This window comes from Leptospira kirschneri serovar Cynopteri str. 3522 CT (assembly GCF_000243695.2).
Lineage (GTDB): Bacteria > Spirochaetota > Leptospiria > Leptospirales > Leptospiraceae > Leptospira > Leptospira kirschneri.
Map to the genome: position 1 here is coordinate 638,763 of NZ_AHMN02000004.1, position 23,723 is coordinate 662,485.

General features: G+C 34.2%; 19 protein-coding genes. 13 read left to right on the forward strand and 6 right to left on the reverse strand.

Features of this window, described 5'->3' with window-relative positions:
• Positions 1-22: 22 nt before the first annotated feature.
• Positions 23-1,762, forward strand: coding sequence for a signal peptide peptidase SppA (sppA, locus tag LEP1GSC049_RS221390; RefSeq protein WP_004767681.1), 1,740 nt, complete (start codon positions 23-25; stop codon positions 1,760-1,762).
• A gap of 474 nt (positions 1,763-2,236) precedes the next feature.
• Here sppA and LEP1GSC049_RS221385 read toward each other — a convergent pair whose 3' ends face one another.
• Together LEP1GSC049_RS221385 and LEP1GSC049_RS221380 are read right to left on the reverse strand one after the other, a co-directional pair.
• Positions 2,237-3,184: an L-threonylcarbamoyladenylate synthase gene (locus LEP1GSC049_RS221385; protein ID WP_016748723.1), complete on the reverse strand. Its 948-nt coding sequence runs from the start codon at positions 3,182-3,184 to the stop codon at positions 2,237-2,239.
• Complete coding sequence (locus LEP1GSC049_RS221380; RefSeq protein ID WP_004752032.1) at positions 3,165-4,772, reverse strand: glycosyl hydrolase family 18 protein; 1,608 nt, start codon at positions 4,770-4,772, stop codon at positions 3,165-3,167. The genes LEP1GSC049_RS221385 and LEP1GSC049_RS221380 overlap by 20 nt, the downstream gene beginning before the upstream one ends.
• Positions 4,773-4,935: 163 nt before the next feature.
• Between LEP1GSC049_RS221380 and LEP1GSC049_RS221375 the strand changes: the two genes are divergently transcribed.
• From LEP1GSC049_RS221375 to LEP1GSC049_RS221365, 3 genes are all read left to right on the forward strand, one after another.
• Positions 4,936-5,643 carry a queuosine precursor transporter gene (locus tag LEP1GSC049_RS221375; RefSeq protein ID WP_004752234.1) on the forward strand — a complete coding sequence of 236 codons (708 nt, stop codon included), beginning with the start codon at positions 4,936-4,938 and terminating at the stop codon, positions 5,641-5,643.
• A gap of 552 nt (positions 5,644-6,195) precedes the next feature.
• Positions 6,196-6,753, forward strand: a complete 558-nt coding sequence (locus LEP1GSC049_RS221370; protein WP_004758687.1) for a hypothetical protein — start codon at positions 6,196-6,198, stop codon at positions 6,751-6,753.
• 418 nt (positions 6,754-7,171) lie between these two features.
• On the forward strand, positions 7,172-7,762 hold the full coding sequence (locus LEP1GSC049_RS221365) for a hypothetical protein (protein ID WP_004752472.1): 591 nt from the start codon (positions 7,172-7,174) through the stop codon (positions 7,760-7,762).
• A 221-nt stretch (positions 7,763-7,983) separates the two neighbouring features.
• On the opposite strand, the gene LEP1GSC049_RS221360 is transcribed toward LEP1GSC049_RS221365, so the two are convergent.
• Positions 7,984-8,316, reverse strand: coding sequence for a hypothetical protein (locus LEP1GSC049_RS221360; protein WP_004770685.1), 333 nt, complete (start codon positions 8,314-8,316; stop codon positions 7,984-7,986).
• 87 nt (positions 8,317-8,403) lie between these two features.
• Between LEP1GSC049_RS221360 and LEP1GSC049_RS221355 the strand changes: the two genes are divergently transcribed.
• Entirely contained in the window at positions 8,404-9,996 is a 1,593-nt protein-coding gene (locus tag LEP1GSC049_RS221355) for a 2-isopropylmalate synthase (protein WP_004752676.1), read from the forward strand.
• Between the two features lie 85 nt (positions 9,997-10,081).
• Here LEP1GSC049_RS221355 and LEP1GSC049_RS221350 read toward each other — a convergent pair whose 3' ends face one another.
• A complete protein-coding gene (locus LEP1GSC049_RS221350) occupies positions 10,082-10,660 on the reverse strand; it encodes a peptidoglycan recognition protein family protein (protein WP_016560367.1) in 579 nt (192 codons plus the stop codon).
• Positions 10,661-11,462: 802 nt separating this feature from the next.
• On the opposite strand from LEP1GSC049_RS221350, the gene LEP1GSC049_RS221345 reads away from it, so the two are divergent.
• The 8 genes from LEP1GSC049_RS221345 (at position 11,463) to LEP1GSC049_RS221310 (ending at position 21,085) form a co-directional block, all read left to right on the forward strand.
• Positions 11,463-13,472, forward strand: coding sequence for an oxidoreductase (locus tag LEP1GSC049_RS221345; RefSeq protein ID WP_025175868.1), 2,010 nt, complete (start codon positions 11,463-11,465; stop codon positions 13,470-13,472).
• Positions 13,473-13,632: 160 nt separating this feature from the next.
• Positions 13,633-16,005: a SpoIIE family protein phosphatase gene (locus LEP1GSC049_RS221340; protein ID WP_004752275.1), complete on the forward strand. Its 2,373-nt coding sequence runs from the start codon at positions 13,633-13,635 to the stop codon at positions 16,003-16,005.
• 254 nt (positions 16,006-16,259) lie between these two features.
• Positions 16,260-16,613 (forward strand): LIC14007 family protein, encoded by a 354-nt coding sequence (locus LEP1GSC049_RS221335; protein ID WP_016560533.1) that lies wholly within the window; start codon positions 16,260-16,262, stop codon positions 16,611-16,613.
• Between the two features lie 83 nt (positions 16,614-16,696).
• Positions 16,697-17,167, forward strand: a complete 471-nt coding sequence (locus LEP1GSC049_RS221330; RefSeq protein WP_004752554.1) for an FKBP-type peptidyl-prolyl cis-trans isomerase — start codon at positions 16,697-16,699, stop codon at positions 17,165-17,167.
• Between the two features lies 1 nt (position 17,168).
• Positions 17,169-19,166, forward strand: a complete 1,998-nt coding sequence (locus LEP1GSC049_RS221325; protein ID WP_016749907.1) for an ATP-dependent helicase — start codon at positions 17,169-17,171, stop codon at positions 19,164-19,166.
• A gap of 7 nt (positions 19,167-19,173) precedes the next feature.
• Positions 19,174-19,923, forward strand: coding sequence for a SprT-like domain-containing protein (locus LEP1GSC049_RS221320; protein WP_004758908.1), 750 nt, complete (start codon positions 19,174-19,176; stop codon positions 19,921-19,923).
• Positions 19,924-19,971: 48 nt separating this feature from the next.
• The gene (locus LEP1GSC049_RS221315; RefSeq protein ID WP_004751755.1) at positions 19,972-20,169 is read left to right on the forward strand and encodes a hypothetical protein; all 198 of its coding nucleotides are present in this window, start codon (positions 19,972-19,974) and stop codon (positions 20,167-20,169) included.
• 1 nt (position 20,170) lies between these two features.
• A complete protein-coding gene (locus LEP1GSC049_RS221310; RefSeq protein ID WP_016560411.1) occupies positions 20,171-21,085 on the forward strand; it encodes a ketopantoate reductase family protein in 915 nt (304 codons plus the stop codon).
• Positions 21,086-21,703: 618 nt separating this feature from the next.
• Here the strand turns inward: LEP1GSC049_RS221310 and LEP1GSC049_RS221305 are convergent.
• Together LEP1GSC049_RS221305 and LEP1GSC049_RS221300 are read right to left on the reverse strand one after the other, a co-directional pair.
• On the reverse strand, positions 21,704-22,897 hold the full coding sequence (locus tag LEP1GSC049_RS221305; protein WP_004752023.1) for a hypothetical protein: 1,194 nt from the start codon (positions 22,895-22,897) through the stop codon (positions 21,704-21,706).
• Position 22,898: 1 nt separating this feature from the next.
• Complete coding sequence (locus tag LEP1GSC049_RS221300) at positions 22,899-23,696, reverse strand: AAA family ATPase (RefSeq protein ID WP_016560364.1); 798 nt, start codon at positions 23,694-23,696, stop codon at positions 22,899-22,901.
• Positions 23,697-23,723: the final 27 nt, after the last annotated feature.

Sequence of the window (23,723 nt, forward strand, 5' to 3'; positions counted from 1 at the left end):
ATCTAGTTTTCAAACTGACAGCATGTTTCGAAATTTTCTGCAAATTGTATTCATTCCCTTCCGATTGATTTTTCAATTCGTTCGTTGGATTCGATTTCGATTTTTTTCTGGAGATCATTACTTTTTAGAAATTCCTTCCGAATTTTCAAACTATCGAAAATCCTTTTTGATGAAACTTCTCTCTTCTAAAGAAGAAGAAGTTTTTTTTACAGATTTTTTATTAGAGCTCAAACTACTTTCTCAAATTCCTAATTTAAAAAAAGTTTCTATACTCATTCAACAACCGGAATACGGATTCGGTGAAACTTTAAACATTGCAGAAGGGTTAAGGGTTTTGAAAGAACGAGGGATTGTATTAGAAGGATTTGCACTTACGGGAGGACTTAAATCCTTGTTTTTATTAGGAGTTTGTAATGAAAGATTCAGCAGCGAATCTTCCGAATTTTTTCCAGTTTTACCTTCTGCAGAATCTTTTTTCTTCGGAAATGCAGGCAAAAAATGGGGAGTCAGGGCGGAAACTTTTCAAAGCGGACCTTATAAATCTTTCGGAGAAACATTTCAAAGAGATAAGTTTTCATCTAAGGCGAGAGAGAATCTAAATTCTCTTCTTAAACAAATGACGGATGATTTAGAATCTATATTCAAAAGTTATACTGGATTTACGCTTAAAACTTTTGCCGAACCTTTTTTATCCGCAAAAGTATTACGAGAAAGAAAGTTTGTCACCGAATTTTTAAACGAAGAAGATTTTAAAGAGAATTTTCTCTATACAAATTATCAACATGAAAATGAAGATCAAAAACCTTCTTCTAAAGAATTGAGCCTTTCTTCTCTATATCGTTTTTCTAAATTAAAAAACTTTAAAATAGTCTCTAAAAAACCACCCGTGGTGGCCGTTCTTCCTTTAAAGGGAAATATTCATCACGATACGATTGGAAAGGGCGAAGGTAAGACAGACGGTATTTCTTATTATTCGATCAAAGAAGCGCTCAAAGAATTAAAAAAGGAATCCTCGGTTAAAGCGGTGATTTTGGAGGTGGATTCTCCCGGCGGTTCTGCTTTTGTATCGGAATTATTATATCAGGAAATTCTAAAGTTACAAAAAAAGAAACCTGTATATGCGTATGTGCAAAACATTTCCGCAAGCGGAGGATATTATCTTTCTTGTGGGGCTTCTAAAATTTATGCCTCTCCCTATGGAATCGTGGGGAGTATTGGAAGTATATCGATTCGTTTTGATTTAAAGAATCTTTATTCTAAATTAGGAATCACTAAAGACAGGGTGGGGTTTTATAAATACAGGGATCTTCTTTCTGAGTATGGCCCTATTCATCCAGAATCTAAAAAACTGATGGAACAGGAAATCAAAGAATCGGAAGGACTTTTTTACAAAAGGGTTTCTGATTCCAGAAAAATTCCTATTTCTGATTTAGATAAGCGGTTTGGGCAGGGAAAGGTTTTCACTTCGAGTCAATTTTTAAAGGAAAAGATGATCGATTCTATCACTGACTTTTTAAGTTTATTAGAAGATATTAAACAAGATCTAAAAGTGCAAAAGATTCAAGTTCGATATTTACCTTCTATATTTACGTTTCAAAGTTTTCTAAAATCTTTAAAGCCAGGTTTTTTATCGAACGTTTTTAGCAAAGATGTGACTTCTTATTTTCCTAATGTTTTAGAATCTGAGAATTCGTTGAGAAAAAAATTTCAATCTATAGAAGCCCAATCTTTATTGAGTTCCTCATTTTGGAATCAAGGCTGATCGAATCGTTTTTTCTAAATTGTAAGAGTTTCTACATTTTAAGGTTTTAGAATGGTCTGTTTCGTAAGTGCGATTAAAAATCTTTTTACGGTTATATACTACTCGAACGTATGAAAATAGTACCAAGTTATTAACGGCCAAATTTACGAAAAAAATAGCGGTACTTAAAAAATACCGCAAGTTCGGGATTTACGAAATTTTAGAGCAGAACCAAAACATTCAAATTTTTGAAACAATCTAACCCCAAGTATTCTATTTATACGTCCGAGTAGTAATAAAGTATCAATACTTCTTTTGTGATAAAAACTGAAAGTATCAAGATGTTATAATCTACGACAAAAAAATAGTAGTTCCTACATTAGAATTGTTGAAAGTGAAGATTAACAAAACTGCTTCCATCGACCATTTCTATAAAATAGAAACAGATAAAGAATTCATTTTTCAACAACTCTATGATTGAAGCATAAAATCCTTTTATCTCGAAGCGGCTTTGGAAATTCGATTGATCAGAACCTCTTTCCATTTTCCTTCTTTTGGAATTTCACACCATGCTTCTGTAACTCCTCTTCGGTCACATTCTACAAAAAAAGAATAGATTTCTTTCATATATTCTTTGTTAGATGAAACTAAAACTTGATAAACAGAATTGGATTCAAAATGAAAACCAATTTGAGCGAATTCTTTAGGGATTCCTTTTAAAGAATTTTTGAATATAACCTTACAAGCGGGAGAATAATGTCTGTATTTAAGACCGGGGCTTATAGGCGTCACATAAGAAGTTTCGTCTGATGATTTCATTTCTTGAAGGTCGGGTAAAATTTCTAAAAGGTCATTTTTATCTATAAAACCGGGCCGAAGTAAGATCGGAGGTTCGGAAATAAAATCGATCACTGTGGATTCGATTCCTATCTGAGGTTCTTCTCCTTTTAGAATACAGTCTACTTTTCCTGTAAATTCTTCCAAAATATATTCCATTTTTGTTAAGGATGGTTTTCCAGAAAAATTAGCGGAAGGGGCTGCAACTGGAACTTTACAGAATTCTAAAAACTTTAGAGCCGTAGGATTGGAAGGAATTCGAACGGCAACCGAATCTAATTCCGCTGTAAAAAGATTTTGATTTTTCTTTTTAAAAATTCCTGTGATCGGCCCGGGAGAAAATTTTTGGAAAATCAGATCGGCCCTATCGTTCGTTTCTCCACAATCTTTAAGAGAAGAAAAATTTTCTACGTGAAGTATAAGAGGATTGTCGGAGGGTCTGTTTTTTACTTTATAGATCCGTTTACAAGCGTTTATGTCAAAAGCGGAAGCCCCGATCCCATAAACAGTTTCCGTAGGGAAAACGACAAGTCCGCCTTTCAGCAAGATCTTTGCCGCCTCCAAAGTTGAATCTGTGATTAAAGTGTTAACCTTGTTTTCCGACAAACTTTTCAGAATGATCTTGAGAATCTATCTTTGCTTCTTCTGGATTGGTAGGTTCCGTTTTGGATTTATTTGGATCTTGAACCGGTTCTTTTATTTTTTCTACGGGAGGAAGTTTATTAGAAACTAATAATTCTAGATAATCGTTGATTCCAGGATCGTTGTCACTGATCAATTGCCAAAAAGAGAAACCACCTAGGTCGTATTGTCTTAGAAGATTCATTTTGTCTTCGAATGCTTTGCGGTTCATGTAGAAAGCTACACGATCACAACCTTCCGATTTATACCAGATGCTTGGATCTTCGTAGGTTTTGCCGGTATGAACCCAAGAAAATTTGGAAAGATTGATCCAAGAACTGGAGTTTTTGGTATTTGCAAGAATCTGATCTATGTTAGTCGGTTGTCTGTGGATTCCGAATTCTTTTTTACGAACCGCGTCCTGATAATAAACAGACTTGATTTTAGAATTACAATTCAAAGCCCAATCGTAGCCATAAGTAGGAATTGCCATATACAATTGTTTAGTCGGAACTCTTGCCTTTGCATATTCGATAATACTTTTGATCCAAGTGTTCGGGGCCTGCGGACCCGGACCTGGATTTCTATATTTTCTAGGGTGCAATTCGTATGCCATAATCTTAATACGATCCGCATACTTTGCGAGAAAGGCGTAATCATGAGTCATAGGCCCTCTCCAATTTTCTGCGTAATCCATTTTGATTTTATCTTTTAAACCTTTGCAAGCTTTCATCGATTCTTTTTTAGCAGGAGTTTTTGGATGAACCGCAACCGAAAGAATTTTTCCTCGTTTATGAATTTCCTTAGAAAGAATGACTATAAATTCTTCGAACTTTTCTTTTTTTTCACAACTCATTCCTTCGTAGTCTATATCAATTCCGTCATAGCCGTATGTATCCAATTCGTAAAGAATATTAGAAAGATGTTTATCTCGAATGTCGTTACGCCCGTTCATTCCAATGTTTTCGGAAATTTTTTCGTATTTATTTTCCCAACGAAAGATCGTAGGAATGATCTTTACGTTCGGATTGAGTTTACGAAGTTCAGAAACTCGTTCGTGTTTTTGAGAACTTCCCCAGCTAGAATAAAGGTCTCCGTTATTGGTTTCGCGCCCTTTCATTCCGTAAATAAAAGGATGAATTTCATTATAGAGATGAACCGTTTTTCTCATCGCTTCGTAATCAGAAAACCAAGTGGAGGCTCTAAAAGAAGTATTTTCGTCCGCTTTTGGAAGTAAGGTGGCTTCAGGCATATCCTGATCGTCTTTACCGAATGAAAAAAAATTAGATTTAGGTTCTGATTGAGTCGAAGAAGAATTTTCTGTTTCGGATGAGTTTGTAGTTTTCTGATTGGGAAAAAAATTTCGAATTTCGTCTACGATCCCGATGGAACTGGAGCGAAGGTTTTCGTTGGAAAGAGTGGAATCGCTCTTTTTCAGAAGATGAATCCCTAAAAAAAAGGAAAGTGCAGATAATAAAAACCAACTCAAAGAATAAAGTAGGATTTTATATTTAGGTTCTGATTTTATAGAATCGTTAGAAATGGATTGTATGTCTTCTTGTTCGTGTGCCATCGGTTTTATAGTTTCATTATCGAATCAAAATCTAAGAAAATAAAGAAGTTTCTTAAATCGATGAACTGGAAACCCACTTCCAAAAATTTATTTGATTAGAGACTGTCAAACGGTTCTTTTTTACAAGTTGACGAATTCGTGTGATAAAGATAAAAAATCGCTTATGCAACTTTCTAAATCCGTGAAATTATTTATTATCTTAAACGCTTTCTTTTTATCCTTTTTAATTCTAGCGGAACTAACCGGTTCCAAACTTTTTGTCTCATTTGGGTTTACTCTTACGATGGGAGTCATTCCGTTTCCGGTGACGTTTATTGTAACCGATCTTCTAAACGAATATTTTGGAAGAAAGGGAGTTCGTTTTACTACACTTGTCGGGATGGTTATGATCTTTGTGGCTTATTTTCTTTTGATGTTGGATATGTCTATTCCTGCGGCTTCCAATTCTCCTGTAGATGATCATTCTTTTAATGTAGTTTTTGGGAATTCAGGAAAGGTAATCGTAGGTTCGATTGTGGCGTATTTGATCGGCCAATTGATTGATATTCAAATCTTTCATTTTTTACGTGTCAAAACGGATAATAAATATATTTGGTTACGCGCTACAGGTTCTACAATCGTTTCTCAACTTGTGGATTCTTTTGTAGTGATTTATATAGCGCTTGGAGGAGGTAAACTCAGTTTCCAAGAGTTGAATCAAATTTCCACCAACAATTTTCTTTATAAATGTGGAGTGGCGATTGCAATTACTCCTTTGATTTATGGGGCTCATAGTTTGATCGATTGGTATTTAGGAGAAGAAGCAGAAGTTATGGTTCAGTTTGCAATGAAAGAAGGAAGATCCAATACGGAACCAATTTCTCCGGGATGAAAAATTTCTAGAAGATACAGTTTAAACTTAGAACCTGTCCCAAAAACATCGATGACCCTGAGATTGAGTTTCACAAAAATGTGGGAACTACTACAAAAATTTAAAGACACTACAATTGCTCAAAAGTTCTCAAATTACCAAATGTGACCAAATTTGTAGGAACTACTACTTTTCTTGATTTGGAGTCACGTGAATTTGACGTAAGAAAATCGGGGCGAATCCGGCTTGTCACAGGCAGCCGGACCGGGTTCTTTAGCTCTGGTCAATAAATTGCATACAGGAAACATAATACAACAATTGTCTTTAGGTTTAATTTAGAACGCGATCTAAAACGCAATCCATAGAAGAGAGCGTTCTGCTTTAGTTTTTCCGCAATAATCCCTTTCGCGTTAGGCCGAATTCACGTTAAATGATAAGAGTTTTACATGAAAATTCTAAAAGATACAAAAAAGTTTTTTGAAAAACGAACTCGTTCCAATAAATCATACTTTAGAAAATAAAAAATCGTTCTAATTAGAAAAATTAAGATCGATCTATCGGTTAAAGAAAAGGATGCAAAAAAAGATTTTTTTTATTATTCTCAGTTTTACATTTTGTTTTAAACCCCAGATGACATTTGAATCTGTACAAAAGGGAAAGGATTTAGAAAAAATCTCTGAAATTTCTATAGATGAATTTTTTCAACTTTGGTCACAAAATCGAAGAAAATTAAAGTTTCAAACAAATGTAAGATCTCTATTTGAAGATTTGGAATACACTTATTTTGGAAAAACAGATATTTACGGATACACCTGGAAAAATCGTTTTTTTAAGATAAAGAAAAATCTTTTACAAATAGAATTTCCGAATTACCAGACCTTTTTTGCAGAAGATTTAGAAAAATATTATTTTGATCACCTACGATCTAAAAAAGATCTCATTGATTTAGATCGATTAGAAAATCAAGATTGGAAAGAATGCAGACCCAATTATTCTTATTCACTCCTCCGTCAAAAAGTGACGCTTCAAATACGTTGGAAGGTAGATTCAAGTTGTCCTAAATTGTCCGTTTTTCAAGGAAGAATAGATAAAATCCATTATGACTTAAACAGCGGAAAAATTTCTGAATAAAATTTAAAGATCACTACGTTTTATCAAAATACGCTCCAAAAGATTAAATGAGTTGGGTAATTAAAACGTCTCGTTTCTATTGGAACTCGACGGACCTTAAACTTTTTTGTAGTATATCGTTATTTTTAAAAGGCATTTAAATTTTTGAAAAAATTTAGGTTGTATTATTGAAATTGCTTACTTTCAAAAGAAGAGCGTAATCTTTGGACAAGAATTGTTTATCAATAAAAAGTTAATATTTAAGGCGTTTTGGAATTTGAAATCGAACTGTAATTGCCTAACTTTTAGGAAAGAGCGAGATTTAGTGTCTAAGAAAAATCGAAAAATAAACGAATGTATTTTTAAAATACGTCCTAAAAAATAAGTAGTTTAAGATCTATATCTTGTTACAATTAAAATATTCAATAAGATTAATATAGTGGTTTTTAAAAATATGAAAAAGGGAATTTTCTCAATTTTGTTTCTAATTTCCTGCAGTATAAAACCAAACATACCTTTTGAAACGGTTCAACAAGGAGAGAATTTAGAAAAAATACCTCTCGTTTCTTTAGATGAATTTTTTCAACTTTGGTTACAAAATCAAAAATATCCAAAAATGGCGGGGATCAATTTTAAAAAACTTTTTGAAGATAAAGAGTTTCAATACTTTGGAAGAAAAGAATGGAATCGTTTTATTCCCATATCTAAGTGGCGTTTTTTCAAAATTCAAAAAGAAATTCTAAGTAAAGAGTTTCCAAATTATGAATCTGTTTTTAGGCAGGACTTTAGTGGTCATTTTCAGAATCAAGTTCTTCCAAAATTAGATTGGAAGTTTTACTTGGATATAAAGTCAAAAGTGATAGATAAAGAAGATTGTATAAATCCCTATCAGTATTCTTATTCTCTTGTAGAAAATAAAATCATATGTACTATAAAATGGAATGTGGAAAGTTGTGAAGAACTAATTTTACTGAAAGATAAAACCTATCGATTGGTCTACAATCTTAGAAAGAAACAATTTGAAGAATGATTGCCTCATTTGATTTTATCAGATCAAAATCAAAAAAATAGAACTGTTGAAAAATTCCATAGTGGCGTTTAACAAAACTATTTCAATTGCTCGTTTCCATAAAATAGAAACAGATGGAGAATTCATTTTTCAACAACTCTAATATGAATTTATTCTTACAAAAGATAGAAATTTTAATTTTTAAAATGGTCATTCTAAAAATGAAGAACGTTGATTCTTTTTTAAGAAAAATAAAACCAGATTCTATTTTTCCAAGGATCTAAAACGGAAACATATTTAGAATCTTGAGCTTCCACGATAAACCCTCTGGAAAACAAAATGGTTTTAAAACTTTCCCATTCTTCTTTGTCTATCCGAAACGTCAGAGTCCCTGGACTAACCGGACAATTTTTGGATTCTTTACTAAAGATTAAAATTCCTTTTTTGTCCGGCCAGAAAAGTTCCGAGTGTGTTCCTGAATTGACTACGATCTTTAATCCGAAAAGTTCAGAATAAAGATTTGCGGATACGGTGCAGTCCGTGGATTGAAAGTTAGACGCGTAGAATTGAATCATTTTAGAAAGAGTATAAGGTTTTGGGACACGCTGTGAGAATAAAAAAGAAATCATCATTTTTCAATCGATTATTTTCGTTTTAAAAGAATGCGATTTTCTATCCGTTTAATTGATTGTCTAAAGAATAAAATCCAAAAAACTGGAAGTAGAATTTTTTGCGAGAACGATATGACAATGGATCCAAAAGAATACGTTCGTATATTTGATACAACTCTCAGAGACGGAGAACAATGTCCTGGAGCTGCGATGACCGAAAACGAAAAGTTGGAAATTGCTTCTCAACTCGCATCTATGCAAGTGGATATTATCGAAGCCGGATTTCCTGTTTCTTCTCCCGTTCAATTTCAAGCAGTCGAAAGAATTGCAAGAGAAACCGAAGGACCAACGATCGCAGCACTTGCCAGAGCCATGAAGGCGGACATAGAGGCCGCATTCAAAGCTTTACAACCCGCAAAAAAAAGAAGAATTCATACTTTCATTGCGTCTTCTCCGATTCATATGAAATATAAACTCGGAAAAGAACCTAAAGAAGTTTTAAAAATGGCTGTAGAAGCGGTAACACTTTGCAGACAATTTGTAGATGACGTAGAATTTTCACCCGAAGACGCAACTAGAAGCGAACCAGAATTTTTAAGAGAACTTTGTGAAGCAGTTATAGCCGCTGGCGCCACCACGATCAATATTCCAGATACGGTCGGTTATACTACTCCAGCAGAATATGGAGGTCTTTTTAAATTTCTACTTACCAATGTGAGAGGAGCGGAAAAAATTATTTTTTCTGCTCATTGCCATAACGATTTAGGACTCGCTACCGCTAATTCTTTAGCTGCGGTTCAAAACGGAGCTAGACAGATTGAATGTACTATCAACGGAATCGGAGAAAGAGCCGGCAATACTGCTATGGAAGAAGTTGTGATGGCTATGCGTACTAGAAAGGATACATTTGGAATTCAAACCCAGATTAAAACCGAAGAAATTGCTCGCGCCTCTTATCTTGTAAAAACGATTACCGGAATGCTCGTTCAACCGAACAAAGCCATCGTAGGAGCCAATGCATTTGCACATGAGTCAGGAATTCATCAAGACGGAGTTATCAAACATAGGGAAACCTACGAGATTATGAAACCTGAAACAGTGGGGCTTTCTTCCAATAGAATGGTTTTAGGAAGACATAGCGGTCGTGCCGGTTTTAAAGATAGAATTGTAAAATTAGGTTTTTCTCCTCAAGTAGAAGAATTAGAAGCAGCCTATCAAAGATTTTTAGAAATTGCAGATAGAAAAAAAGAAATCTACGACGAAGACATTAGAGCCCTTTTTTCCGAAGAAACTAGAAAATCTACAGGAGATCGTTTTCAATTGGAAGGTTTTACGGTTTCGACTGGAACCAAAAGTACCCCTACTGCGGGAGTGAGAATTTCAATCGACGGTTATGTGAGAGAAGAATCTGCAACCGGAGACGGTCCAGTAGATTCAATCTACAAAGCCATTCAAAAAGCGACCGGAATGGATCCAGAAGTTTCCAGACTTGTGATTTCTCCGGTTACCGAAGGTCAAGATGCAATGGCCGAAGCCTCCGTAACCTTGGAATATAAGGGAGATCGTGTTGTTGGAAAAGGAAGTTCCACGGATATTATAGAAGCATGTTCGAGGGCTTATATTTCCGCCCTCAATCGGCTTTGACTTTTTAAAATATTTTTAAATGAGAATATTCTAAAATTTTAAAATAATTTATTCATTTGTCGGATTTTAATGTTGATGAAAGAATTTATAAAGGTTTTCTTTCGAACTCTGGTTTTTTCAATAAATCTCCTACCTTTTTTTTAAAACGAGTCCAATCTTCCGGATGAGTATTATACCAACGAGGACAATCTTTCCAGCCTACAATTCCTTGATGTGTCCATAAGTCATCTACTCCTAAATTGTATTGAGAGCATAATTGAGCCGTAAGTTTGGCCGCGCTGTCTAAGGTTTTTTTTGTGAATTTTCCGATCATGTCTTGAACACATTGTTCGATTCCGATGGTATAAAAATTAGGACTATCCGGTCCTAATCTTTTTTCTTTTTCAGGAGTGTACGTTTTACTTCCACAATGATAGGCTATTTCATCTAAAGGAATACATTGTACAATTTCTCCGACAAGCCCTACTGCATAGTGTGCGCTTGCAAATCGACCATCCGGTGCCTTTAGACTTTCAAAATAATCTCGAATGTTTTGGGCGGTTGCTTTAGGTGAAGCCGTCCAGTGTAATACGATTCCCTTTACTTCTTTTATTTTTGTTCCAGGTCTACTGTGTGGATTGGGAGTTAAAAAGTTTTGTTTAATATTTAAATTGAATGTAATCACTGAATAATTCTCCTGTAAATAAATTTATAATTTCTTTATATTTAAGAAAAATTAATGTTTTAAATATTATTAAATGTTTATATTGAAATTGATATTATTTTTTGAATTGATGAAATTATAGCGCATCTTCAGAATTATGGAAAGTGATTTAATTAAAATAGTTTATCATAAATTACTTAAGTATTATTTTTAATTCTATTTAAGGAATAAGTATTCAAGAAAATAATTTTAAGGATTTTTTTAAAATTTAAAGACAAGGATTTCTCAAGAAATATACAATGAAATTATTTACTGCAAAGACATATAAAAATAATACTACGAGTTTGTTCTGAAAGTTAGAACACTTAAAGATCTAAGAGTAAAATCTAGATTTGTAATAGTTCCTACATTTTAAAGATCTAAGAGTAAAATCTAGATTTGTAATAGTTCCCACATTTTAAAGATCTAAGAGTAAATCTAGATTTGTAATAGTTCCCACATTTTAAAGATTTAAGAGTAAAATCTAGATTTGTAATAGTTCCCACATTTTAAAGATCTAAGAGTAAAATCTAGATTTGTAATAGTTCCTACATTTTAAAGATTTAAGAGTAAAATCCAGATTTGTAATAGTTCCTACATTTTAAAGATTTAAGAGTAAAATCTAGATTTGTAATAGTTCCTACATTTTAAAGATTTAACGGTAAAATCTAGATTTGTAATAGTTCCCACATTTTGAAAGAGTATACGTCCAATAATTCTCTTGCCGGTTTACCAATCTGTTTTCAACGTAGAGGAAAAGATTCATTATAAAAAAAGGTTTGTTATGAAATATTCTGAAATTTTCCAACCGATTCAAATAGGTTCCATTATTCTTCCGAACAGAGTCATAATGGGATCAATGCATTTAGGATTGGAAGGAATGCCCATGACTGCAGATAGAATGATTGCATTCTATGGTAGACGTTTTGACGGAGGCGTAAGCTTCATTACTACGGGCGGAATCGCAGTCAATCACGAAGGAAAAGGATCGAATATCTTTTTTAATTTTCAAAGAGAAGAAGACTGTAAGGAATTATCCGTTGTCGCTAATTCTCTCAAATCCAAAGGTATTTTTTGTGCACAGTTATTTCATGCTGGAAGATACGCTTATCATAGAGAACTCGTGGCACCTTCCGCATTGAGGGCTCCAATCAATCGTTATATTCCAAAGGCGCTTTCCGAAGAAGAAGCTTGGAAAACCGTAGAAGATTTTGGAGATTCTGCACTCAAAGCAAAAGAAGTAGGTTTTGGTGCGGTAGAAATAATGGGAAGTGAAGGTTATTTAGTAAATCAATTTTTTTCTCCAGTAACCAATCATAGAGAAGATTTCTTTGGCGGAAGTTCTGAAAAAAGAATGAACTTTGCAATCGAAGTGATGAAGAACGTACGCAAAAAAGTGGGAAAAGATTTTCCGGTGGTTTATCGTATGTCCGGAATCGATTTGATTCCAGGAAATCCAACGTTTGAAGAAGTGATACTTCTTGCGGAAAAATTAAAAGAAGCGGGAGCAGACGCTCTTAATATAGGGATCGGTTGGCATGAATCCAGAATTCCCACAATTTCTATGCTCGTTCCCAGAGGTGCTTGGGCAAAAATTTCCGGAAAGATCAAGGCAAAAGTCAAAGATATTCCTATCATTGCATCCAACCGAGTCAACATGCCAGAAACCATGTCTAGAATTTTAAAAGATCAGGAAGCGGATATTTTAAGTATGGCGAGACCTTTTTTAGCAGATCCTGATATTCTAAATAAGATCAAAGTCGAACAGGAAGAAAGAATCAATACTTGTATTGCTTGTAATCAAGCTTGTCTGGATCATACGTTTAAAGAACAGATGGTCTCTTGTTTAGTTAATCCTTCCGCAAATAGAGAATTAGAACTTAGTAAGTTAAAAAAAGCGGATAAAAAACACGTGATTGTAGTAGGTTCTGGGCCGGGAGGGCTTGAGTCTGCAAGAATTAGTGCGATTCGAGGTCATAAAGTAACTGTATTAGAAACCACAGATAAAATCGGAGGGCAACTCAATCTGGCCGCTCAGATTCCGGGTAAATCTGAATTTTTAGAAACGATACGTTATTTCAAAAATGAACTTAAAAATTTAGGAGTGGAAATTCACTTTGGCCATCATGCTACGTTAGACAGCATTCTCGCTCTCAAACCGGATGCAGTAATTTTTGCGACCGGGGTTAAACCGAGAGAATTTCATCTTCCTGGAATCGAAAAAAAGAAAACCGCGTCCTATGTGGATTATCTTTCCGGAAAGTTTCAACCTGGAAACAAGGTTGCGATTATAGGAGGAGGAGGAATTGGTTGTGACGTAGCTCATAAACTTACGGAAGAAGATTCCCCTACTATCGATTCTTACTTTCATCGTTACAATGTAACGTCTTATACGAATACACAAATTCAAAAAGAAAAATCGAACCGCAAAGTTTCAATCTTTCGAAGATCCGGAAAAATCGGTTCTGGACTGGGAGCGACTACCGCTTGGGCTTTACTTCAAGAATTAGAATCAAAGGAAGTAGGATTTTATACTTCTTTAAGTTATAAAGAAGTTACGGATCAAGGACTTGTGGTAGAAACTAAAAAAGATGGTGCACAAACGATTGAATGTGATTCTATCATTCTTTGTGCGGGACAACTGAGCGAAGTTTCACTTTACGAAGAATTTAAGTCCAAAGTTCCGGAAATTCCATCGTATTTGATCGGAGGCGCCAAAGACGCTTCTGGAATCGACGCAAAACGTGCTATGCTGGAAGGATTTGAAGCCGCGATTGAAATCGGCGTAAATTGAAAATTTAACAGTAAAATCCGGATTTGTAAGAGTTCCCACATTTTAAGGATTTAACAGAAAAATCGAACTCATATAAAAACGGATTCAAAATTTTTTCCAATTTGATGTTCTCCTCCGAATCGTACGAAGAACCGTACAAAAGAGGAAGGAGGAGAATTCATTGTATCAAAAATTTATTATAATCTTATCGTTTTTACTGTATTTCAATTGTATTTCCCAATTACAACCCGAAACCAATTTACAAAACTTAGCCGACAACTGGGAGATTTATATAGGTCCTCAATCGGATCATTTACTCATAAATCAGTACACGAAAGAGAATACCGAATTATGGAAACCGGTTCCAATTCCTTCTAATCTCAACGACTTTATAAAATGGAATCCGTCTAACGGAGAAATTTTACTTCGAAAACGATTTGATTTTAGAAATGTAGCAGACACATCGTTTTCTATTTCTTTAGGAAAAATTTCAGATCAAGTTCGAGTGTATTGGAACGGACAGGAGCTCTCGGAGGAATTATTTTCTGACTATAAGAATTCAATTCCCCAAGGTTACGATCGAACTAGAATTTATTCTATTTCCGAAAATAAAATATTCCAAAAAAATGAAATACTAATTTTCATAAGACCTTATTTCGATTACGAATACGGAATATTGTCAGGGCAATTGGAAATCGGACCTTCCACAACGATCTGGAAACGGTTTTATCTACGCGAAATCGGAGGACTTTTGATTTTTGGTTCCTTTTTGTTGATCGGAGGTTTCTTTTTGTTTCTTTCTTGGAGAGAAAAAAAATACGGAGAAAATTTTTATTTCGGATTTTTTTTAATTCTATTTTCTTTATTTCAGGCTTCCCTTTCAGATCTAAAATATTTTACCGGTTTTAAAATTATATACTTAAAGAAAGTAGAATATTCCTTTCTTGTATTTTTATTTCCATTGTTTTGCAGATTCTTAAACTCACTGTTTGGAAAAGTTAAAGGCCGGTTTCAAATCTTTTTAGAAATTACGGTATTGTTTCTATTCTTTTGGATTTTGTGCGCGGAAAGCGTTTTTGATTTGGACGCAATCAATCGATATGCTTTACAAATTTCTTGGATAGGATTTGTATATTTGAGTTTAAGAATTTTGATTCCGAATTTAAAGAAAAGTTTCGAATCCAGAACCATTTTTTTAGGGATCTTATTTTTACTGATCTGTGTAGGGATAGACGTATTTTCTCAAAGAGGGATGTTGAAAATGATTCGACTTTCCGGATTGGGTGTTTCTGGGTTTTTAGGATTTTTGACTCTTATACTCGCGAATAAATTTGTGAAGATGAAGGAAAAATTAAAGTCTTGGAATTCCGTGTTAGAAACTGCAATTCGAGAAAGAACTAAGGAACTTTCTTCTAGTTTGGAAGAAGTAAAAAATCTGAAAGAACAACAAGATGGAGATTACTTTTTAATCACACTTCTTTTCCAACCCTTTTTATCTAAAAATTTAGAAACCAATTATGCACAAATAGATATACATAGAAAACAATATAAAAATTTTCAATTTAAGAATCGATCTTATGAGATCGGAGGAGACGTAGTACTCAGAGAAAGCGCATTTATATCCGGAGTTGAATATCAGGTTTTGATCAACGCGGATGCGATGGGAAAATCTTTGCAAGGTGCAAGCGGAGCGTTGATCTTTTGTTCTATCGTAAAAAGTTTTTTACAAACACAGGATTATGAATTTAGAAATCCTGAAAATTGGCTTTTCCTACTTTATTCTAATCTTCAAGCGGTTTTTGAATCTTTTGACGGTAGTATGCTCGTTTCCGGGATTTTATCGTTGTATCAAATTTCTACAGGTGATTTATTTTTTATCAACTGTGAACATCCTCCGATCGTTCTTTCTCGCAATGGTAAAACAAGTTATTTAAAAGAAACCGCGGTTCTGCGTAAGATAGGTTTTCCGGATTCAGATTCTAAAATAAAAATTGAATATTATAAACTTTTGCCAGGGGATACCATTCTTTACGGTTCAGATGGCAGAGAAGATTTATACATACAAGATCCGTTTCATTCTTCTCGAAAACAAAAGTCATCGGTTCCAGATCTATTCTTTAAACTTATTCAAAATTCGATTCCGAAACTTGAGGATTTAGAATTTAAGATCCAAGAAAAAGGCACTCTTTCAGACGATCTAAGCTTTTTAAGAATTCAAATTGGTCCTGAAACCGTTTTTAAAAAGAATTTTTCCGAATCTGAAGTTTTGATTCGAAAAGGAAATGAATTTCTACAAAGCGGAAATTTTCAGAAAGCGTGTTTTCAATACGCAAGAGCTTCCATTTTAAATCCAGGAGATTTGAAATTATCCAGATCCGTTTTAGTTTTAGCTAAAAAGTCTGGAAATTTAAAGCTGATTCGTTTTTTTTCCGAAAAAATTCTTTTAAGAACTGATGGAATTCAAATTGGAAAGGATTTCTTACACAAAACAACTTCTCTAAGACTTAAAAGTGCAGATAATAACAATTTAATCTATAATTTAATTAAAAAATAAAAATTAATACAATTTTATGTAAAAATATTGTTGAATTTATTTCAAAACTATGTAATAGTTAATTCAATCCATTCTTTAGCGAAGAACCGGGCTCTTTGCAGGAATGATTCCGGAATAGCATTCTCCTCAAGTACCCTTGTTTTTCCGGAATATCTTTCAAATGCTAGCTCGTTTGCTGGGATAGGGTCCGAACCAAAATCAATAGATGATGGTTTGGATTCCGTCCCGGAATTTTTAGCCTTTAGGGAGAATGTATGAAGATATATTCAGGTGACATTATTTCCTCAAAGCTGGAGAAGCCCTTTTTATTTGTAACAAAAAATGGATTAAAAAAAAAGATTCTAATTCAAGAACCTCGTAAAGTTTTAGAAACTTCTTTGGCTAACAATTTAGAAAAAAACGTCTTAGTTATTTCTTATAATTTACTTTTAGATCATACAGGGGATTCAAGACTTGCGGAAAACGATTGTCTTTCGTTTTCCAATCGATTCCGTGAAATCTTTGCTCGGGATTCTTGGTTTTTTTTATCCAATCGAATTGAAACATTTCTTAAAGAACGAGAACAAGATAAATTCTATTTTCATTACGATTCTAAAATAAAATTCTGATTGAGTTAAACCGCACTCAATTTACTCTGAAACGATTCAGATTCCTACCAGAATTTTGATTTTATCCCCATTTGGAGCTCTCCATGAAATCTAGAGTAGTTACTTTTCATTACACACTTCACGATACTGAAGGCAATTTGATCGATTCTTCCGAGGGCAAGGCTCCACTTTCCTATCTAGAAGGGGTTGGGAATATCATTTCCGGTTTGGAAGAAGAGATGAAAAAAATGGAAACAGGCGAAAAGAGAAAAATCAATGTTTCTGCAGAAAGGGCCTATGGTATAAAAGATCCTGATCTTATTTTCGACGTTCCTAGATCTCAGTTTCCTCCCAACGAAGATTTACAAGTAGGAATGATGTTTCAAACTGACGAACCAGATAAGGTTTTTACAATTACAGAACTTCAAGAGGAATCCGTTATCGTAGATGGAAATCATCCACTCGCTGGTGTAGATTTGGTTTTCGATGTAGAACTTACAGGAATTCGAGAAGCTACTCAAGAAGAAATTTCACACGGACACGTTCACGGAGAAGGTGGGCATCACCATCATTGAAGTGTCTTGGAAAGAAGAACTAAATCCGGCTCAAATGGAAGCGGTACTGACTCAGGACGGGCCAGTACTCGTTTTAGCAGGTGCAGGTACAGGCAAAACTAAAACCATTGTTAGTCGATTAGCACAATTGGTTTCTTCCGGTGTCCCGGCGTCTTCCATTTTGTTACTTACTTTTTCTAGAAAAGCCGCCAGAGAAATGATTCTCAGGGCTTCTACGATCGGTAATAAAAAATGCTCCGAAGTTCAAGGTGGAACTTTTCATTCTTTTTGTAACGGAGTTTTGAGAAAATTCGCTCCCGTTTTAGACATTTCTTCTGGGTTTACAATTTTAGATGAATCTGATTGTCTAGATGTGTTTCAATTTTTAAGAAACGAAAAAAATTTCGGTAAAACTAAATCTAGGTTTCCTTCCAATGAAACCTTAGTATCCATCCACAGCGAAATTCAAAATACAGGAAAATCGCTTCCTAGTATATTAGAAAAAGATTATCCTTTATTTATACAAAAGGTCAAAGACATTTCTCAAATTTTTGAAGACTACAAGTCTTATAAAAAAGAACGATCTCTTTTAGATTACGACGACCTACTCTATTTTACCAGAGACCTTCTTGCTAATCATCCAGGGGTCAGAAACGCACTTTCCGAAAAATACAGATTTATCATGGTAGATGAATTTCAAGATACAAATAAAATACAAGCACATATAGCGTGTCTTCTTGCTTCGGAACATTCCAATTTGATGGTGGTTGGAGACGACGCTCAGTGTATTTATACGTTTCGAGGAGCTTCCGTCAGAGGTATTTTAGATTTTCCTAAAATATTCCCAAATACAAAAACGATCTTTTTAGAAAAAAATTATAGAAGCACACCTTCCATTTTAAATCTCGCAAACGAAGTACTTAGAAATTTTTCGGAAAAATACGACAAATATCTTTTTACGGATAACGAGAATGGTCCAATTCCGCAAGTTCTACAATTCGAAGATGAATTGGAAGAAGCGGAAGGAATTTCCAAAATTCTTTTAGAAAAAAGAGAGGAAGGAATTCCGTTTCAAAAAATGTGTGTTCTTTTTCGCGCTGGGTGGAATTCAAATCAACTCGAACTTGTACTCGCAAAACGGAATATTCCTTTTGTGAAATTCGGTGGAAAAAAGTTTGTTGAAACCGCTCATATCAAAGACTTACTTTCTTTGTTAAAATTACTTGTAAATCCCCTAGATTCTGTTTCTTGGATTCGGACTTTAAAATTAATTCCAGGGATTGGAAACGCGAAGGCCAATTCTATTTTAGATAAGATTCGAAAGTCATCCGGTTCTTTCGAAGTGCTTTCCGAAGAAAATGAAACCACGATCGGTAAATATATTTATCCTCTCTATAATCTTTATCAAAAGTATAAGGAAAACCACTCCGAAGTAAAAAAAATGGTTTCTGAGTTTATAGATTACTATCGGGTTCTTTTGGAAAAAAATTACGACGATTCCAAACGAAGATCGGAAGACTTGGATGCGGTTTTGGGATTTTCACTGAAATATAATTCTTTAAACGATTTTTTATCGGATCTCACGATGGATCCTACTTCTTTAAGTTTAGATAAAATGAAACCGGATGACACAGATTCGGACCTACTTAATTTATCTACGGTCCATTCTGCAAAAGGATTAGAGTTCGATCTTGTGTTTGTTTTAAATACAACCGAAGGAATTTTTCCTTCCAGTAAAAACTCGAATATTGAAGAAGAAAGAAGACTTTTTTACGTGGCGATCACAAGAGCCAGAAAAGAATTGTATTTTACTAGACCTTCTTTGGCTCAATCCAGATCTGGACCGTATTATACAAAACTTTCTCGTTTTTTAAATGAAATTCAATTTCCCGAAAAAGTTTATGAGTTAAAACTGATGTCTGGAAAATCCGTTTCTAAAAATTCTTTTGCAAATCAAGATTCTTTTGTAAAAAATACAAACGATTCTTTTTCTAGGATTCAAGACTACTTTGGAAACTAAAAACTTTATGTTTTCTACGTTCCAAAATCGAACCGAAAAGATCGAATCCTCTTTTGTTCTAAACATTTTAGAAAAAAGAATATTTGAATTTTCTAAACTTCCAAACGGAACATTTTTGAAAGGAAAAAAATTTGAAATTAAATTTTATCCTTACTCCAATTTAGGAAGTTCAATTCGAGTTTCTTCCGAAAAATTAGAATTTAAAATTCATTCTTCTTATTTAAATTCTGAGCCGGAAACTTTACAATCGGTGATCGATTTACTTTTATTTAAATTGTTGAAACATCCGATTCCGGATCAATTGGAAGAAGCGATCCGTAGGTTTTACGAAAATCATACCGATCAAAAAATAAATTCGAACAGAAATCGAAAACAAGTTCAACGCTCTTCTTCTCAAAATAAAAAACTGAGAGACATTTTAGAAAAACTCAATGATTCTTATTTGAAGATAGATCTTTCTAATTTAGAAATTTTTTGGGGAAAGTCTAAATCGACCACAAGGCTTGGACACTACGATCCAACACATAATATGATCGTAATCAATCCCATTTTATCCATTCAATCCGTTCCGGACTTCGTTTTAGAATACATAGTATTTCATGAATTACTGCACGTCTACTTTCCGGTTGTCAGAAAAAAGGGCAGAAACGTAATACACGGAAAAGAATTTAAAAAGTTGGAAAAAAAGTTTTTACACTATAAACAAGCAAATGTTTGGCTTAAATCCAAACATTTTAGAAAGATGATTTTGCATTGATTTTTTTGAATTTTCTTATTTTATTATATTCTAAAAAAGAGGTAAACGATGCATCCGAAAGTATTCGAAACTCTATATATCCGTAAAAATTATGTAGACGACGAATTGAGAAAACATTTAAAAGAAGTACAAGGTTTAAACTATCGTTCTTTGAACGATTATGACCGTGGAGTTTACGACGGTTACGTGCAGGCGATCACTGAAATTTTAAAAAAGATAGAAAGAAAGTTTTCACAGGCGGGATAGTTTGTTTCGAATTTTAGTTTTAGGTTCTGGTGCTATAGCCGGTTTATACGCCGGCAAACTTGCACAAGCAGGTTGTAAGGTAGATTTTTGGGTTCGAAAAAACTCTTCCGAATTAAAAAAGAACGGTTTTCAAATCGAAAGCGCCTCTTGGGGAAATTTTCATTATAAAGTAGAAAAGGTTTTTGAAAGTGTTCCCAAAAACTTAAAAGACTACAATCTGGTTTTAAACTGCTTGAAATGTCTTCCTGATATTGATCTAAAAAAAATTTTGGGAGAAACAATTCCTCAAAATCTACCAATCTTGCTTTTGCAAAATGGAATCGATATAGAAGAACCGGTTTCTATTCTTTATCCTGAAAATGAAATTTTAAGCGGACTTGCTTTTGTATGCGCTAATCGGACTGATACCGGAAAAATTCTTCATTTGGATTATGGAGAATTGACAATTGGATCTTGGAACAGAAATCCTTCTTTTATCTGTGATCAATTAGTGGGGCTTTTTAATAGTGTGGGAGTTCCTACACAAAATACGAATACAATCCGTCAAACTCGTTGGAAAAAACTGATGTGGAACGCACCGTTCAATCCGATTAGTGTTCTTTGTGGTGGTAAAAACACTTCAGAAATTTTAGATAATTTATTCAGTCGTAAACTCGTAATTGAAATTATGAAAGAGGTGCAAACCCTTTCTAAATTGGACGGAGCGGAAGTTCCAACAACTCAGATAGATGCATTTTTACAAATGACAGAAACGATGAAACCTTATAAAACCAGTATGCTTTTAGATTTCGAAGCCGGTAGACCTATGGAAATTGAAGCGATTCTTGGAAATACAATTCGGATTGCCGAAAAAAATAATTTAGAAATTCCGCATATTCAAACTATCTACTCTCTTTTAAGTTTATACAAAAGTTAATTTTAATTAACGTGAGCAAAACGTAATAAATTCGTTTTATAAAAATCTGATTTTTCCGTAAAAAATAAATTTTTATTACAAAGCCCTGTTTCGACGTAATAAAATTAGGGCGAATCCGGCTTGCCACAGGCAGCCGGACCAGGCTCTTTAGCTTCGGTCAAGTTATTGTGAAACTACAGAATCTGATTCAATTTTCATAAAATACCAATAACTTGATTCCACAACGCGACCCTTAGGAAAGCGTTGTGCTGAGTTAACGCTTTCGTAAAAAGCGTTTTGCTTTAGTTTCCAACGCGATTCATAGAGAGCGTTGTGCTTTATTTCATTCATCGATCCCTTTCGCGTTATATCGAACTCACATTGAATAGAATAAGATTAGATTGTTTCAAAAATTTGAATGTTTTGTGTTTTTGTCCTGCTCTAAAATGCCGTAAATCCAGAATTTGCGGCATTTTTTAGATACTGCTATTTTTTTTGCAAATTCTACCGTTAATAACTTGTTACTATTTTCATACGCTCGAGTAGTAAATTACAACAGCTGAAGGAGTTTTTATAAAATCTAAAAAGATTACTTTTCAATTAAATTGTACATTTAATATATTAGAATATAAAACTTTTTTAAATTGAATTGAGTAATTTTTTTATTCCCTTTTCCAGTCCGTCCAAAGAAAGGAAATACATAGGAATCTGATTTCCAATTTCTCGGATCGTTGGAGCATCCCAATATTTTATAGGTTCTGGGTTTAACCAGATTGAGTCCCTAAAATGTCTTCGAATTCGTTTTAAAGAATCCAAACCGGATTCTGGATTTTCAGGAAGTCTAAAGTCCATCCGAAACCGACTATGATAATATCCGTATGTAGGATCTAACAACTCGTACGGAGCCATATACGCGTCCCCAATAAGAATCAACTTTGTATCTTCACTGTGTTTTTTAAATATTCTTTGTAGAGAGATCGGGGTTCTCATATTCGCTTTGGGATATAACGCGTCATATATTATATTATGAAAATAATAATAATGAAATTCCTTGAAGTGATTGATTTGATGACTTGCCGAAAAGAGTTTATTCACTCTTTCCGCGTGAGAAGTCATACTTCCTCCAGTATCCATCAACAATAGAACTTTGAGTCCGTTTTTTCTAGAACGCTCAAATTCGATCTGTATATCTCCCGCATTTCTACAAGTGGAATCAATCGTTTTCGGAAGATGAAACTCCGAAACTCCTTCCTTTTTTAAGTTTCTTAACTTTTTGAGAGCAGTTTTGATTTGACGAACATCTAATTGTTCGTCGGTTCTATATTCTCTATAACGTCTTTCTAATGCTTGGAAAATAGCGGAACGATTACCGGCCTCCCCGTCTATTCTAACCCCCTCCGGATTTTTTCCCCCGTGTCCAAAGGGAGAAGACCCGCCCGTTCCGACCCACTTATTTCCTCCGTGATGTTCTCCTTTTTGTTCTTCGAGTCTTTTTTTTAGTTCTTCCAAGAGTTGATCCGGAGGAATTAAAGAAGGAGGAAGTTTATTAGGATTATCGAATATTTGATTTAACCAATCTGACAATTCCTGTTTGAGTTCTGGTTTTAAAGCGCCCTTTTCTCCAAATATCTCGGAGAATACTAAATCAAATGTGTCAAAATATTTTATATCTTTTACCATACAAGCTCTTGAAAATCGATAGAGTTCGTTTAAACCGATCCATGCTTTTTTATGAGTTGTATAGTAATCTACAAACTTTAGAAAATCCAAAAATTCTCCCGTAGTGACAGGAATTCCTTCTGATTTGAGTCTGTAAAAAAAAGGGATAAACATTTTAGTTTCTGAACAATCTCAGATCCTCCTCGTTTTTGATAAGCGCTCCTAAAAATGGAATTCGAACTTCTTCTTTTAAAACCGCTCCTTGGTGTACTAAGATTTGTATCCAATCTAAAAGTTCGCTCGTTCCCGGTTTTTTCTTGAGATCGTCCATTCTACGAATGAGATAAAACATTTCTAAAGCTTTGATCAATAGAGTATGTCCTATACCAGGAAAATGAGAAAGTATGATTTTTTTCATAAATTCCGGATCCGGAAATTCTATATAATGAAAAATGCATCTTCTTAAAAATGCGGCAGGTAATTCCTTTTCGTTATTAGAGGTAATGATAGTTAAAGGACGATGTTGTGCTTGGATTCGTTTGGAAATCTCAGGAATATAAAATTCCATCCGATCCAATTCTAAAAGTAGATCGTTCGGAAATTCTATGTCTGCTTTGTCGATCTCATCTATGAGTACAATCGATTTTTGATTCAATTGAAACGCTTCTCCCAACGCGCCAAGTCGTATATAGTTTTCTATGTTTTTTATTTTTTCGGAATCTTCTGAAAAGCGAGAATCGTTGAGTCTAGAAACTGCATCATAAAAATATAAACCTTCTTTGGCTTGAGTGATGGATTTGATGTGCCAGGTATAAAGAGGTAGTTTCCTCTGATCCGCCAAATATTCTGCTAAAAGAGATTTCCCAGTTCCTGGTTCTCCTTTTAATAGTAAAGGACGAGAAGTCACTTCGGCAAGCAGGATTGCCTCTTCTAATGCGGGAGATAAAAGATATGTTTCGGTTGATAGTTTCATAAGAAGTTCAGATTAATTTTAACCGGA